Consider the following 14,249-nt stretch of genomic DNA (forward strand, 5'->3'; position numbering starts at 1 on the left):
AACCCCTGATCACATCTGGGGCGGGATCACTGCAGGCCGGGCCCTTTGGCGGAGAAGGGGCAGTCGCGCTGCTGGATCAGCAGCTCCCCGGCCCCCGTTTTTCCCTGCCAGGCGAGCTCGAGCTGGCCGAGGAGACCCAGGTGGCGCAGCTCGAACTCGTAGCGCAGGCAGGGGTTGTCCGTGGGCAGCCGGGTCATGGACGCAGGCAGGCGGTAGTCGTAGCGCAGCAGGGGGCCGTCCTGCAGCTGGCTCTGGGCGGGCACCAGGCCCTCCGCCGTGGGGGAGGGGGCGCTCAGGTGGCGGCGCAGGGCCAGGGGGGCGTCTATGGCCTTCTGGTAGTGGAGCCCGTTCATGGCGGCCAGCTCTTCCTCCAGCCGCTGCAACTCCCCTTCCAGTCCACTCAGGGCCTGGCCCAGCTGCTGATGTGCGGGGGAGGCGCAGCCTCCCAGCAACAGGGTGATGAGCAGCAGGGCGGGGCGGACGGGCAGCATGGTCACTCCTTCGGGATCAATCAGGGCCACTGACTATAGCAGGGGATTGGTGGGCGGCGCCGCGCGCAGCAGCCCGGCGAGGCGCTCCAGCCCCTCGGCGACCCGGGCGTCGGTGGCGGGCTGGCTCAGGCTCAGGCGCACCCCTTGCGGGGCGGCAAACTGGCCGGCGGCAAAGTGTTCTCCGCTCGCGACCCCGACGTCAAGGGCGTTGGCCGCCTCGGCGAACTCCTGACTGCGCCAGGGCTCGGGCAGCGGCAGCCAGGCGTGCATGGAGCCCGGCTGCCAGCGGGCCCCCGGCAGCAGGTGGCGCAGCAGCTCTCCCCGACGCGCCAGGACCCGTCTCTGCTGCTCGATGAGCGGCATGATCTGGTGCTGGCTCACCAGCTTGCAGGCCAGCTCGATGAGCAGGGGGCTCACCATCCAGCTCGACAGCCGCATCGCCTGGGCGAAGCCGTTGCGAAGGGCGGGGGGAGCCAGCACGAAGCCGACCCGCAGGCCGCCGCAGGCGATCTTGGCCAGGCTGCCGAGGTAGATGACCCGCTCCGGCGCCAGGTTGACCAGGGGCGGGAGCGAGACCTCGGGCAGCAGGCCGTTGACGTCATCCTCGACGATCAGCAGATCATGGCGGCGTGCGATGGCGACTATCTCCTCTCGCCGCGCCAGGCTCATGGTGGCCGTGGTGGGGTTCTGCAGGGTGGGGGTCAGGTAGAGCAGCTTGGCTCGCCGCTGGCGGCAGGCGGCCTCCAGGGCGGCGGGGATCAGCCCCTCCTCGTCCATCGCCAGCCCCATCACCTGATTCTTCAGCTGGCGCGCATTGCCCAGCATGCCGGGGTAGCTGAGCCCCTCGCAGAAGAGAGTCTCCCCCACGCAGCCGGTGGCCAGCAGGGCCAGCATGATGCCGTGCTGGGCGCCATGGCTGAACAGCAGCCTCTCCTCGCTCCCCCGGATGCCCTGCTCGGCGAGCCAGTCGACGAATAGCTGGCGCTGCGGGGCACGCCCGGCCTCCTTGTCATAGCCGAGCAGGCCGTTGAGATCCCCGTCCGCCAGCTCGGTCAGCATGGGTTTGATGATGGCGGCCCTGTCCAGCTGCACCGGCAAGTTCTGCCACAGCTCGATGCGCTGGTTGTCCTCGTTGCGGATCACCCATTCGTTGGCGGGATCCGCCGCGGCCCTGACCCAGGTGCCATGACCCACCCTGGCCGCCAGCAGACCCCGCCGCTCGGCTTCGGTGTAGGCGCGGGTGATGGTACCCACAGTCACTCCCAGCCGGTCCGCCAGCGCCCTGTGGGTGGGCAGCCGGGTCTGGGGAGGCAGGGCGCCATCGGCAATGGCCTGCTCTATGGCCTTGACCAGTTTCAGGTAGAGGGGGCCCTCGAAGGGGGTGAGGTCGGGTGTCCAGATTGTCATGGTGACAATAAATCCATTGATCCAATATTGTCCCCAATATAGCGTGATATTCAGCCTGTTAACAACCCGATAGCTCACATTGTACCGATACAATGTGGCAAGAAAGGAGTCACCTCATGACCATCGAATGGTATGCCACCCTGTTTGGCTTCGCCCTGCTCACCTGCGGCACCCCGGGGCCCAACAATCTGATGCTGACGGCATCCGGCGCCAACTTCGGGGTGCGCCGCACCCTGCCGCACCTGATAGGTGTGGTGGTGGGCCAGCCGGTGCTGCAACTGGTGCTGGCGCTCGGCTTCTATCCGCTGTTCGAGCGCTGGCCCCTGCTCAAGCTGAGCCTGCAGGTGCTGGGCAGCCTCTATCTGCTGTGGCTGGCCTGGCGCATCGCCGTGGCCGGTGCCCCCGGCGATCCGGCGAGGCGCGCCCGCCCGCTGACCCTGCTGGAAGGCCTGGGCTTTCAGTTCCTCAACCCCAAGGCCTGGATGATGGGGATCTCCGCCATCAGTCTGTTCAGCCTGCCGGGGAGCGACTACTGGGCGAGTATGTGGGGCATCATGTCCGTCTTCCCCATGGCGGGGCTGCCGGTCTGCTTTGCCTGGGTGTTGTTCGGTCATCAGCTCAGCCGCTGGATCAACTCGGACAGAGGCTGGCGCCGTCTCAATGGCAGCCTGGGCGCGCTCACCGCCCTGTGCGTGGTGATGCTCTGGTATTAATGACCGCCTGATTATTCATGCAAAGAAAATGCATTGCTGACCTTGTCGTCAGGGCAGAGGCTCTGCATATTAGGAGGCTTGCCGTATCTGAATGAGGTTGAGATGGATCTGAACTGGTTGTTTCCCCTGGCGGGCTTTGCCCTGATCACCTGTGGCACCCCTGGCCCCAACAACATGCTGCTCACCAGCGCCGGGGCCGCTCAGGGATTTCGCCGCTCCATCCCCCTGCTGGTGGGTGTGGTAGGAGGCATCAACCTGATGATCCTGGCCACGGCCCTGGGGCTGGGGGTGGTGTTCGAGAAGGTGCCGCTGCTGCACGATGGCCTCAAGCTGGTGGGCTCGGCCTACCTGCTCTGGCTGGCCTGGAAGGTGGCCACCGCCAGCGGCCCGGCGGATGGCAGTAGGCCGCTCATCCCGGCCCATCAGGGGGCCATGTTGCAGTTGCTCAACCCCAAGGCCTGGATGATGGCGCTCTCCGCCATCAGCGGTTTCACCCTGGCGGGGGAGGCTTACTGGCCATCCGCCGGCTGGGTGCTCGGTATCTTCTTCGTAACCGGCCTCTATACCGGGGCCTTCTGGGTGCTGTTTGGTGCCCAGGTGCGCCGCCTCATCCGCACCGCCAGAGGCTGGCGTCGCTTTAACCTCGGCATGGGGATCGCCACGGCGGCCTGCGTGCTGATGATCTGGATTTAGGCCCTTGGCCTTACCTTCTGTCTTGTTGGCCCTTCGGGGCCTTTTTTGTTTCCCCGGCGGCGCGGCATGACGCTCGCGCCGTCCAGTGCCAGCATGGTGGCAAGGAGGTTTCATGAAATGTATCGGTCTGCTGGGTGGCATGAGCTGGGAGTCCACCGTCAGCTACTACCAGGCGCTCAACCGGGGTGTGCGTGCGCGGCTCGGCGGCCTGCATTCGGCGCGGGTGTTGCTCAATAGCGTCGATTTTGCCGAGATAGAGCGGCTGCAACATGCCGGTGACTGGCCCGCCACCGCCCGTCTGCTGGCGGCCGAGGCCCGCGCACTCCAGGCCGGTGGCGCCGATTTCCTGCTGATAGGCACCAACACCATGCACAAGGTGGCCCCCGAGATCGCCGCCGCCATCGAGATCCCGCTGCTGCACATCGCCGACGCCACCGCCCGCCGTCTGCAGGCCGACGGGGTGACCCGGGTGGGCTTGCTCGGTACCCGCTTCACCATGGAGCAGGATTTCTACAAGGGGCGGCTGCAAGAGCTGTTCGGGCTGGAGGTGCTGGTGCCCGGCGACGCCGCGCGGGAGCGGGTGCACAGCATCATCTATGACGAGCTCTGCCTCGGCGACATTCGCGAGTCGTCCCGGGCCGAATACCTGGCCATCATCGCCGAACTGGCACGGGCCGGGGCTCAGGCCGTGATCCTCGGCTGCACCGAGATCGCCCTGCTGGTGGGGGAGTGCCAGGCCGCAGTGCCGCTCTATGACACCACCGCCATTCACGCCGACGCCGCCGTGGCGTGGGCGCTGGAGTAGGGCAGAGAGAGAATCCCGTGGAGGTGCTCCGGCGCCTCCCTCTTCCTTCCTGCCCGTCATCCCCCCGACCCTGACTGTGAGTCAGCCTTCACTTCAGCAAGCCGATTGACGCTTTTATTGTCAAACGGCTCACATTTCCCCCTTTTGTCCCTTGAGTCTGGTGCGTCAGGGGCCTAGTTTTCGATCACTGAAACGATTCAGCTTTCACGAAAACCACTCACAAGAACAAGAGACACGAGGATAAAGCCATGTTGAAGAGACTCTCCATTGCCGTGCTGCTCGCCCTGGGGGCGAGCTCTGCTCAGGCCGCCGAATTCCTGCTGACCGATTCCCAGCAGGGGCTGGATGTGGGGGACTGGAAGATCACCAGCGACAAGCTGGGGATCAAGAGCCCGGTACCCTTCTCCATCGAGAAGAAGCGCCTGCACGGCGGGCGTCAGGAGGGGGTGGATCTGCTCATCGTCGACAACGGGGTGATGAAGATCACCCTGGTGCCGACCCGTGGTATGGGGATCAAGGAGGTCAAGGGGGCCGATGTGCGCCTCGGCTGGGATTCTCCGGTCAAGGAGGTGGTCAACCCGGCCTTCATCGATCTGGAGAGCCGCGCCGGTCTCGGCTGGCTCGATGGCTTCAACGAGATGCTGGTACGTTGCGGCTATGAGTGGACCGGCCACCCCGGGGTGGATGACGACGGCCGTCTCAAGAGCCTGCACGGCCGGGTGCAGAACACTCCCGCCTCCGTGGTCAGTGTGACCGTGGATGAGGCGCCTCCCTACGCCATTCATGTGCGGGGACGGGTGGATGAGCGCACCTTCAAGATGAGCGAGCTGGTCACCTGGACCCAGCTGAGCGTAGTGCCCGGTCAGGCGGAGTTTGCCCTGCAGGACAAGCTGACCAACCACGCGGACTACGAGAACGAGTACCAGATCATCTATCACGGCAACTTCGGGGCGCCCATCCTGGAGGAGGGGGCGCGGGTCAGCACCCCGGTGAAGCAGATCTCCCCGTTCAACGACTACGCCAAGGCGGGGCTCAAGGGCTGGCAAACCTACCTGGGGCCGACCAAGGGCTTCGACGAGATGGTGTTCAACCTGGTGCCCTACAGCGATGCCGAGGGCAATACCCTGGCGGTGCTCAACAACAAAGCGGGCAGCGTCGGGGTGGCTGTGGGTTACAACACGCACCAGCTGCCTGTGCTGACCCTGTGGAAGAACACAGACACCCGGGCTCAGGGTTATGTGACCGGCATAGAGCCCGGCACCAGCTATGCCTACAGCACCAAGTACCAGCGTCCGCTGGGGCTGGTGCCCAGGATCCAGCCCGGCGAGACCAAGACCTTCGATCTGACCTATCGCCTGCTGCGCAATGGGGAAGAGGTGAAGCAGGCCCTGGCCCAGGTGGAGAAGATCCAGGCCGGCCGCCCCACAGAGCTGCGGGAGCAGCCCCTGGTCAAGCTGCCCTGAGTGGCAGGCAGACAGCAAAAAGCCGCTCCATGAGCGGCTTTTTCATGCCATATGAGGGATCAGCCGTGGCTGGGCTCAGACATGGCTATACATGGCCTCGATCTCGCTCTGGTACTTGGATTCGATGATCTTGCGGCGCAGCTTCATGGTGGGGGTGATCTCCCCGAGCTCCATGGAGAAGGCGCTCGGCAGCAGGGTGAACTTCTTCACCTGCTCGAACTTGGCCAGCTCCTGTTGCAGATCCGCGATCCGAGCCTCGAAGAACTCCACCACCTTGGAGTGGCGCAGCAGCTCCGTCTTGCACTGGTACTGCAGGTTGATGGAGCGAGCGTACTCCTCCAGGGACTCGAAGCAGGGGACTATCAGTGCCGAGACGAAGTGGCGGGCGTCGGCGACTATGGCGATCTGCTCGATGAAGCGATCCTTGCCCAGGGTCCCCTCCACCAGCTGCGGCGCCACGTACTTTCCGTTGGAGGTCTTCATCAGCTCCTTGAGGCGCTCGGTGAAGTAGATGTTGCCTTGGTCGTCGAGCTCGCCGGCATCGCCGGTACGCAGGAAGCCATCGGCCGTCATCACCTCGGCGGTGGCGTCCGGCTTGTTGTAGTAACCGCGCATCACGGTCGGTGAGCGCACCAGTAGCTCGTTGTTCTCGCCGAGTTTGACCTCTATGCCGTCCATGACGGTGCCGATGGAACCCAGCTTGAACTGGCTCTCCTCGTAGCAGCAGACGGTGGCCGTGGTCTCTGTCATGCCGTAGCCGTACTTGAGGTTGAGCCCCATGGCCTGGAAGAAGAGGTTGACGTCGTCCGCGAGGCGAGCACCTGCCACCGGCAGGAAGCGGGTTCGGCCGCCGAAGCGCGCACGCAGCTTGCGAAACACCAGCCGCTCGGCCAGGGCCAGCTGCAGGTAGAGCAGGGGGGAGGCGGACTTGCCAGCCTGGCGGGTGGCGACCATCCGCTTGCCGACCCCGGTGGCCCAGCCGAACAGGGCACGGCGCAGGCGCGGTGCCTGGGCAACTTTGGCCTGGATCATGGCGTAAGCCTTCTCGTAGAGACGTGGTACGGCGCACATCACGGTCGGCTGCACCTCGCCAATCACTTCCATCACCTTCTGCGGATCGCGGATATAGACGTTCTCGGCGCCGCAATAGAGCACGTAGTAGCTCCAGGCGCGCTCGAACACGTGGCTGAGCGGCAGCATGCAGAGGGACACGTCCTGCTCGCCAAGATCCAGGCGGCGGTCGTGCATCTCGAAGCAGGCGGCGATGTTGGCAAAATCGAGCATGACCCCCTTGGGTTCACCCGTGGTGCCCGAGGTGTAGATCAGGGTCAGCAGATCATCCATGCGGTAGTGCTGCTCACGCACCCGCAGTGCCAGCTCGCTCGGCTGATGGTTGCCGGAGGAGAGGAAGGTCTGGAAGTGGCTCGCCTGCTCGCAGCCGCGCAGATCGACCGTGCCGTCCAGGGTGACTATCTGGTTGATCTCGCCGCTCTCGAGCAGCAGGAGCGCCTGATCGAACTGGGGCTGCTCCCCCACGAACAGCAGCTTGATGCCGGCGTCCTTCACTATGTAGCGCAGCTGATCCAGGGTGCTGGTGGGGTAGATGGGCACGCTGACGCCGCGAGCGGCCAGGATGCCGAGATCGGCCTGGGTCCATTCCGGCATGTTGCGGGCATAGATGCCGACCATCTCGGTGGGCTGGTGGCCGGCGCGGATCAGCGCCTGGGCACAGTAGTCCATGGCCTGGCCCAGGGTACGCCAGCCGATGGCGCGCCATTGGCCATCCTGCTGGACGCGCAGGGCGGCCTTGTTGCCAAGGCGGGCAATACGCTCACGCATCACTCTAACCAGATGAAGCTGCGACATCTAAATCATCCTCAAGTAACAGTTGTGCGCCCGCAGGGGCACTAAAATCGGGGCTGGAGTTTAAACTCTAACATTACAGCTTACAAGTGTTCGCCATTTGTCTTGGATCACAAAGTCGCAAATAGCTCTCCCTTTGCGCAGACTGGCCGATACTGCTAGGAGGCGAGATGAGGGTTAACGATATGAATCTGTGGGTGAAAGGGCATGTTGGTTGCGGTCGGGCTCATGGTGGTGGGGGTGGGCTGCGTTTTGGTTCTTTGCCGGAACGTCATCACAGGGGCCCGCCAATCCCTGGCTGAGCGGGGCCGAGGGCTATGAGCAGGCGCAGCAACAGGCGCTGGCGTTGGGCTATCCGCTGCTCTATGTACTGGAGAGCCCCAAGTGCCGCCGCTGCAAGGCCCTGGAGAAGAAATTCTGGCAGAGCAAGGAGATGGCAGTCCGCCCTGGCCCGGCTGGTGAAGGTGCGGCTCAACCCGGGGAGGGGGATGGCAGCGAGCAGATCCTGCGCCGCTTTCCGCAAGGTGGCCACACCGCCCGGCATCTATATCCAGCAGCCGGGGCAGCCCCTCAGGCCCATCAAGATAGTGGTGGATATACAGCAGATCTGGATGCCGGGGAAAACCTGGCAGCGGGGCTTCTATATGCCGCTCTCCGCCGCCGGATTCGAGGCGGTGGTGCATACCACCCTGGCCTTGCAGGATCCCGCGATGGATAACGCCCCCCTCGATTGAGGGGGACAAAAGGCTTGGGCGCGACGAGCAGGCTGGATCAGCCGAAATCGAACAGTCGTGACATCAGCACCGCATCTTCCCGGTCATTGCCGGTGCCGTAGTAGTCGGCGCGGCGGCAATACTCGGCAAAGCCGGCGCTCTCGTAGAGGTTGATGGCGGTCTGATTACCGGCCCGTACCTCGAGAAACCAGGCCTCGGCCCCGGCTTGTTTGCTGCGAGCCAGGTATTCCTTCAGCATGCCCGGCCCAACCCCTTGCCCTGAAACGTCGGATGCACGCAGATGTTCATCAGCGAGCTGTCACCGGCCACCGAATCCGAGATGTAGAAGCCCGCCGGGCGACCATCGACCAGCATCAAGCCGTTGAGATAGCGAGGACCGAAGCAGGAGAGAAAGTTAGCCTGACTCCAGGGCTCTTTGTGAGCGGCTTGTTCGATGGGGTAGACAAGGTCGAAATCGCTCTCGAGCAGGGGGCGAAACTCAGGCATGTTGACTCCGGATGGGTGGCTGGGTGGGATGTCGAGGTTGGCAGATACGCTTGTGTAACATCAGGTAAATAGAGCGGCTTCCGCGAGGGCGTTGCAGGCATGATGGAGGATCACGCCGCGCTGACCGCAAGGTGCTGGCGCAGCTGTTGCCACAGGGCGCGCTTTTGCGCGGCGCTGGGGGTGAGCGGGCAGATCAGTGCATCAGGCCGCGCGGGGTTGGCCTCCGTCAGCCAGAGCAGGGGGGATAGTCCCTCGGTGTGCGCCTCGGCGGGTGGCAGCTCGCTGAGCAGGGTGACCTCATCAGGGGTTATGCCGAGCAGTTGGCAGATATCCGCCAGCAGGGTGGGCTGGCAGACTTGGCGCCAGCAGCCAGAGTTTGCCGCTGGGCAGCGGGGCGCTGGTGGCGGTGAGTCATCTGGCCGGGCTGAGCGGGCATGTTGCGCAAACTCGGGGGCTGGGTCTGCGCCCAGCAATTCCTGGACGACGCACTGCCAGCTTTGAATGCCCATGCGGGCCAACATCCTCTGACGAACGGGATCTTGCATCTGGGGCGGCTCACTCTTGATCTGCATTGGGAAAAATCGTGTTGCGCAGGGTACACTCGAACCGCTTTTGCTGCACTCTTTGCAATGCATCATCTGGCGCAGGCGGGTATGGCACTCAGTACGGCACTGGCTATGCATGGGCGCTGCACGCTGCCGATACGGTATCACGCCGACCTTGCGTTTTTTCGCCTGAGTCGGGTATTGTGCGGCAAGAGATACCAGAATAAACATCATAACAAGACAAAACCCAAGGGCGAACAAATGGATATCGCGCCTTGGGTCTATCATCATCCCAGCTTCGGAACACTCTTTATGCCGTCTTTAGCTCAAGCCCAGAACCCTGCACGTCTTATTCCCATCCAAGAGCGACTGCCCCGACTGCTGGCGGCCCTTGGCGAGGGGCTGCCGAGCGCCAGGACGCCCTGCGGCTCGGCCTGCTGGCGGCCTTGAGTGGCGAGAGCGTCTTCCTGCTGGGCCCACCCGGCATCGCCAAGAGCCTGATCGCGCGGCGCCTCAAGCTCGCCTTTCACGATGCCCGCCACTTCGAATACCTGATGACCCGCTTCAGCACGCCGGAGGAGGTGTTCGGCCCCCTCTCCATCCAGGCGCTCAAGGAGGATGGCAAGTACCTGAGGCTGACTCATGGCTACCTGCCGGAGGCCGAGGTGGTCTTCCTCGACGAGATCTGGAAGGCGGGCCCGGCCATCCTCAACACCCTGCTCACCGCCATCAACGAGCGGCAGTTCCGCAACGGCGACAGCCAGCACCCCATTCCCATGCGGTTGCTGGTGACCGCCTCCAACGAATTGCCCGCCCCGGACAGCGGGCTGGAGGCGCTCTACGATCGCATGCTGGTGCGGATCTGGATGGACAGGGTGCAGGAGAAATCCAACTTCCAGGCCATGCTGGCGAGCGATGGTCAATCCCACCAGAACCTGCCCCCCTCGGTGCAGATCCGGGGGGAGGAGTACGACGCCTGGCAGGAGGAGATCGAGCAGGTGCGCCTGCCCGACGCCTGCTTCGAGCTCATCTACCAGCTGCGCCAGCAGCTCGACAGCCAGCTGGGTCACGGCTGCTATGTGTCGGATCGGCGCTGGAAGAAGGCGGTCAGGCTCATCAAGGCGAGCGCCTTCTTCAACGGACGCGACGAAGTGGCCCCGCTGGATCTGCTGCTGTTCAAGGATTGCCTCTGGCACGACGAGGCCTCCCGCACCGCCTTGCTGGAGATGATCGGCGAGTTCTCCCGCCTCTACGGCTACCAGCAGCTGGTGCTGACCCGCGAGCTGCTGGCCCTGCGTGAGCGCTTCAAGCAGCTGAAACAGAGCGTGGCCCAACGGCTCTGCACAAAGGCCCGCCAACGCAAGCAGTGGTTTGGCCGCCGGGCCCGGGGCATCCGAATCCCGCTGGCCAATGCCCGCCCTTTGGCAAACAGGTGCACTTCCATCTGCTCACCCCGGCGCCGCTGGATGGCAGCGATCCCGAGCGGCTCACCAGCACGCTGGTGTTCGATCGCACCCTGCTCTCCCACTGGCACCCCACCGGCGAGGCGCTGGTGGGCTATGGCAGTTCGGCAACCCCAAGGAGGGGCACTACGAGCTGGTGCTGGACGATGAGCTGCGGCTGCAGGTGCTGGATATCCAGCGCCAGCAGATCCCCTGGTGCTGATGGAGCGCAACGCCATCCCCGAGGTGGTGCTGGAGCCCTGGGCAGGCCGCTGATGAGCTGCTGGCAGGTCGGCCGGGTGATGCAGGAGCTCAAGCAGCAGCGCAGCCTGTTCGAGCGTCATCAGCAGCACCTCTTTATCGGTCGCCGCTGGCTGCAGCAGGTGGAGGACAGCTTCTTCGTGCTGAACCGGGATCTCGAACTGCTGCGCAGCGAGCTGACCCACGATGGCGCGAGCGGTTGCCAAGGCTGGACGAGTAAGGAGGCACGCTCATGCTTGAAATCGGCATGCTGGATCTGGGCCTTCTCATGGGAGAGGGGGAGCTGGCGGGAGAGGTGGCTGCGCTGCTGGCGGCCTCGCCCAAGATTTCCGAATTTATCAAACGCTCCCCGCTGCAGGGCAAGCTGCTGAAAAAGCGCCTGCAGAGCTGGGGTGAGCAGCTGGCGAGGAGATCCGTCACAAGCCGGTGCCGGTGGCGCTGGAGCAGGAGTACCTGCTCTATCAGGCGCACGGCAACTGGCGATGACCGAGCTGATTGGTCGCTTGCCCGGCCTGCTGGAATCGCTGGAGCAGTACAGCCCCTTCGCCGGTGAGGCGCGATCCTTGGTGCGCCAACTGACGGCCCACCCCACCGAGGGGCTGCGCCAGCTCTTTATCGACAAGTGGCGCGCCAGCCTGGTGGGCAGCCTGCTGCAGTTGCAGCAGCAGATCGCCGAAGCGGAGCGGGAGAAGCAGCGCCAGGAGATAGAGGATCAGTTGCTGGCGAACCGGACCCTGGCCGACGCCCTGGACCCGCACCAGATCTCGGCGGGAGGGCTCTGGGATCTGGCCCAGGGCAGCTGGCACAAGCGCAGCCTGGTGCTGGTGCAGCAATATGCCCGCATGCTGCAGCGCGAGCCCCTGCTGGGGGAGATAGCGGCCCTGCTGGGACGCAGCGAGCGAGATCGGCGGACCGACACCCGGACCCTGCCCCCTGGGCCCATGCACGAGCTGGAAGAGGTGCAGACCGACGACGTGCCTGACGATCTGGTGGGGGTGCACCCGGCCAGCGATCTGATGCGGCTCTTGCCGAGCGAGGCCGTGATGCTGGCCCTGCCGGAGCTGGAGCTGGAGTTCTATCGCCGCTATCTGGAGCGGCGCCTGCTGAGCTATCAGTCTCGCGGCACATTGCCGCGCCAGCGGCTGATGCTGCGATCCCCGGAGCAGGGCGGGCAGGAGGTGCAACCGCGGGGCCCCTTCATCGTCTGCGTCGATACCTCGGGCTCCATGGGGGGTTATCCGGAGGAGTGCGCCAAGGCGCTCTTCCTCGCCCTGCTCAAGCTGGCGATGGACGAGAAGCGGGGCTGCTATCTGATGCTGTTTTCCACCGAGGTGGCGACCCTGGAGATCACCGCAGACACGGGGCTGGACAAGGCTGAGCGCTTCCTCTCCATGAGTTTCCACGGTGGCACCGATCTGGTGCCCTGCCTGGAGCAGGCGCTGGTGCAGCTGGAGCAACCGGACTTTGCCAAGGCGGACGTGCTGGTGATCTCCGACTTCATCGCCCAGAGCCTGCCCCATGCCCTGCTCGATCGGATGAACCGGCGGCGAGCGCAGCAGACCCGCTTCCACGCCGTCGCCATGTCCCGTCACGCCAAGCAGGCACTGCTGCGGGTGTTCGACAACAGCTGGCTGCTCGATTGCGGCCTACGCGGTCGGCTACTGCGGCGCTGGCAGCGCAGCTAGGGGCAGGTCGGCGTCAGCCGCCTTGCCTGTGGTAGAGGCCCCGTTCGCTGACCTGATCCTGATCCAGCAGCGGCTGGCCGCTCGGCCTGGCGATATAGAATCCCCGTTTGCCGCTGCGCTTGACCCTGTACATGGCCTGATCGGCCCGGGCCAGCGCCGTGCTGAAATCATCCTGGGGCCGGATGGCCGCTATCCCCATGCTCATGCCCACGGCCGCCTCCCCATTGGGCAGCTCGAACGGGGTGGCTATGGTGTCGACGCATTGACGGGCCAGGTGGCTGGTCCTGGGATCCTCGCTGGGCCAGGGCAGCAGCAGCACGAACTCATCCCCCCCGAGCCGACCCAGCCTGACCTCCTCACCGCAGCAGTGACGCAGCCGCTGGCTGAGGGCCACCAGCAGCTCGTCCCCGGCGCGGTGGCCCAGGTTGTCGTTCACCTGCTTGAAGTCATCGAGATCGATGAAGCAGATGGCCCTGTGCTCCCCGGGGAACTGGCGCTGCAGCGCGGTGCGGTTGAGCAGGCCGGTGAGGGGATCCCGGTGGGGGCTGGGGGCTCTCGCACTCAATTTTCATGGGTGATGTCGATGTGGATCCATCACCCGGATGGGATTGCCCTGTGCGTCCCGCTCCACCACCCGGCCCCGGTCCAGTACCCAGGTGGTCTTGCCGTCCTTGGCGATCATCCGGTGCATCACCTGATAAAACGGGCTCTTGCCGCTTAGGTGATCGAAGAAGGCCTGCAGCACCCGCTCCCTGTCTTCCGGATGCAGATGCTCGCGCCAGACGTCGAAGTGGGCCGGGGGCTCTCGCGGTTGAAGATGATGAGCTTGCCGGTGGGAACATGGTTCTGCCAGATGCACAGGCCTGTGCGTCCATGGCGGCTTCCAGCTTTATCCCGTCATCCGGCGCGATGAGATCGTTCTCCAGTAACACCTGTGTAGGCCTCCTGCAGCTGTCATTCAGTTCGCTTATAGTCGATGCAGACTTTCCTTCTGTAAAGAATGAGGTCAGTGTGAGTGAGCGCTGACACGGCAATGCATCCCTGGTGGCTGTGTGCTTGACAAGGCAGGGATATGATTGGTCATAGTGAACACACCGTCCGGGCCATCGAACGGGAGACTGAATCTGCATGAAGATCATGACCCTGATCCTGCTGACGGGATTGTGCACGCCCCTCGCCTGGGCGGCCAGGGCGCCGCTGACCGAACCCCAGCTCTCCCGCGAGCTGCAGCTGCTGGAAGAGGGCTTCCAGCCAGACCGCATATTCCGGCTGCGCATCGCCGCGCTGGTGGCGAGCAAGGATGAGTATCCCCTCGACGTGCAGGGGCGCATCGTGCGTCTGCAGTGCTGGGCCATGCCCGCTGAGTGGGACAGCGAGTATCGCGCCGTGGTGGCCTTTGCCAATCAGCAGCTGGCCATCGCCCGGGCCCGCAAGGGCAGGATCACCGAGACCGGCCTGCTCACCTGTCGCGGCTTTCACCAGCAACTGCTCGGCAACATGGACCAGGCCAAGGCCGACTACCAGCAGGCGCTGGTGCTGGCCCGCCGGCTCGGTGATAGGCTGCAGGAGGCCGACATTGTCAGCTTTCGGGCGACATGTATTACCCGGGGGAGCTGCCCTATGGTCTTTCAGCTTGAGCGTGCCTCTTTGCGAGACGCTGG

General features: G+C 64.6%; 8 protein-coding genes and 6 pseudogenes. 7 read left to right on the forward strand and 7 right to left on the reverse strand.

Going from position 1 to position 14,249, the window contains the following annotated elements:
• Positions 1–26 precede the first annotated feature (26 nt).
• Positions 27–491, reverse strand: coding sequence for a hypothetical protein (locus ACF2JD_RS16865; protein WP_440987822.1), 465 nt, complete (start codon positions 489–491; stop codon positions 27–29).
• Positions 492–524: 33 nt separating this feature from the next.
• Entirely contained in the window at positions 525–1,898 is a 1,374-nt protein-coding gene (locus ACF2JD_RS16870; protein ID WP_106884899.1) for an aminotransferase-like domain-containing protein, read from the reverse strand.
• Between the two features lie 116 nt (positions 1,899–2,014).
• Between ACF2JD_RS16870 and ACF2JD_RS16875 the strand changes: the two genes are divergently transcribed.
• The 4 genes from ACF2JD_RS16875 (at position 2,015) to ACF2JD_RS16890 (ending at position 5,572) form a co-directional block, all read left to right on the forward strand.
• Entirely contained in the window at positions 2,015–2,611 is a 597-nt protein-coding gene (locus ACF2JD_RS16875; RefSeq protein ID WP_106884898.1) for a LysE family translocator, read from the forward strand.
• A gap of 102 nt (positions 2,612–2,713) precedes the next feature.
• Positions 2,714–3,304 (forward strand): LysE family translocator, encoded by a 591-nt coding sequence (locus tag ACF2JD_RS16880; protein WP_139743762.1) that lies wholly within the window; start codon positions 2,714–2,716, stop codon positions 3,302–3,304.
• A 112-nt stretch (positions 3,305–3,416) separates the two neighbouring features.
• Positions 3,417–4,109, forward strand: coding sequence for an amino acid racemase (locus ACF2JD_RS16885; RefSeq protein ID WP_440987823.1), 693 nt, complete (start codon positions 3,417–3,419; stop codon positions 4,107–4,109).
• 248 nt (positions 4,110–4,357) lie between these two features.
• Entirely contained in the window at positions 4,358–5,572 is a 1,215-nt protein-coding gene (locus ACF2JD_RS16890; RefSeq protein ID WP_440987824.1) for an aldose 1-epimerase family protein, read from the forward strand.
• A gap of 75 nt (positions 5,573–5,647) precedes the next feature.
• Here ACF2JD_RS16890 and ACF2JD_RS16895 read toward each other — a convergent pair whose 3' ends face one another.
• Positions 5,648–7,438 carry an AMP-binding protein gene (locus ACF2JD_RS16895; RefSeq protein ID WP_440987825.1) on the reverse strand — a complete coding sequence of 597 codons (1,791 nt, stop codon included), beginning with the start codon at positions 7,436–7,438 and terminating at the stop codon, positions 5,648–5,650.
• A 182-nt stretch (positions 7,439–7,620) separates the two neighbouring features.
• Between ACF2JD_RS16895 and ACF2JD_RS16900 the strand changes: the two are divergent.
• A pseudogene (locus ACF2JD_RS16900) lies at positions 7,621–8,169 on the forward strand (thioredoxin family protein).
• A 37-nt stretch (positions 8,170–8,206) separates the two neighbouring features.
• Here the strand turns inward: ACF2JD_RS16900 and rimI are convergent.
• Positions 8,207–8,655: pseudogene (gene rimI / locus ACF2JD_RS16905) on the reverse strand (ribosomal protein S18-alanine N-acetyltransferase).
• 110 nt (positions 8,656–8,765) lie between these two features.
• Positions 8,766–9,200, reverse strand: a pseudogene (locus tag ACF2JD_RS16910) (DNA polymerase III subunit psi).
• Between the two features lie 312 nt (positions 9,201–9,512).
• Here ACF2JD_RS16910 and ACF2JD_RS16915 point away from each other — a divergent pair.
• Together ACF2JD_RS16915 and viaA are read left to right on the forward strand one after the other, a co-directional pair.
• Positions 9,513–11,123 (forward strand): annotated as a pseudogene (locus ACF2JD_RS16915) (ATPase RavA domain-containing protein).
• Positions 11,124–11,135: 12 nt separating this feature from the next.
• Positions 11,136–12,588 (forward strand): annotated as a pseudogene (gene viaA, locus ACF2JD_RS16920) (ATPase RavA stimulator ViaA).
• A gap of 13 nt (positions 12,589–12,601) precedes the next feature.
• Here the strand turns inward: viaA and ACF2JD_RS16925 are convergent.
• Positions 12,602–13,550 (reverse strand): annotated as a pseudogene (locus ACF2JD_RS16925) (diguanylate cyclase domain-containing protein).
• Between the two features lie 118 nt (positions 13,551–13,668).
• Positions 13,669–14,073, reverse strand: coding sequence for a hypothetical protein (locus ACF2JD_RS16930; protein WP_440987826.1), 405 nt, complete (start codon positions 14,071–14,073; stop codon positions 13,669–13,671).
• Positions 14,074–14,249: the final 176 nt, after the last annotated feature.

This window comes from Aeromonas ichthyocola, from assembly GCF_046087985.1.
GTDB lineage: Bacteria > Pseudomonadota > Gammaproteobacteria > Enterobacterales > Aeromonadaceae > Aeromonas > Aeromonas rivipollensis.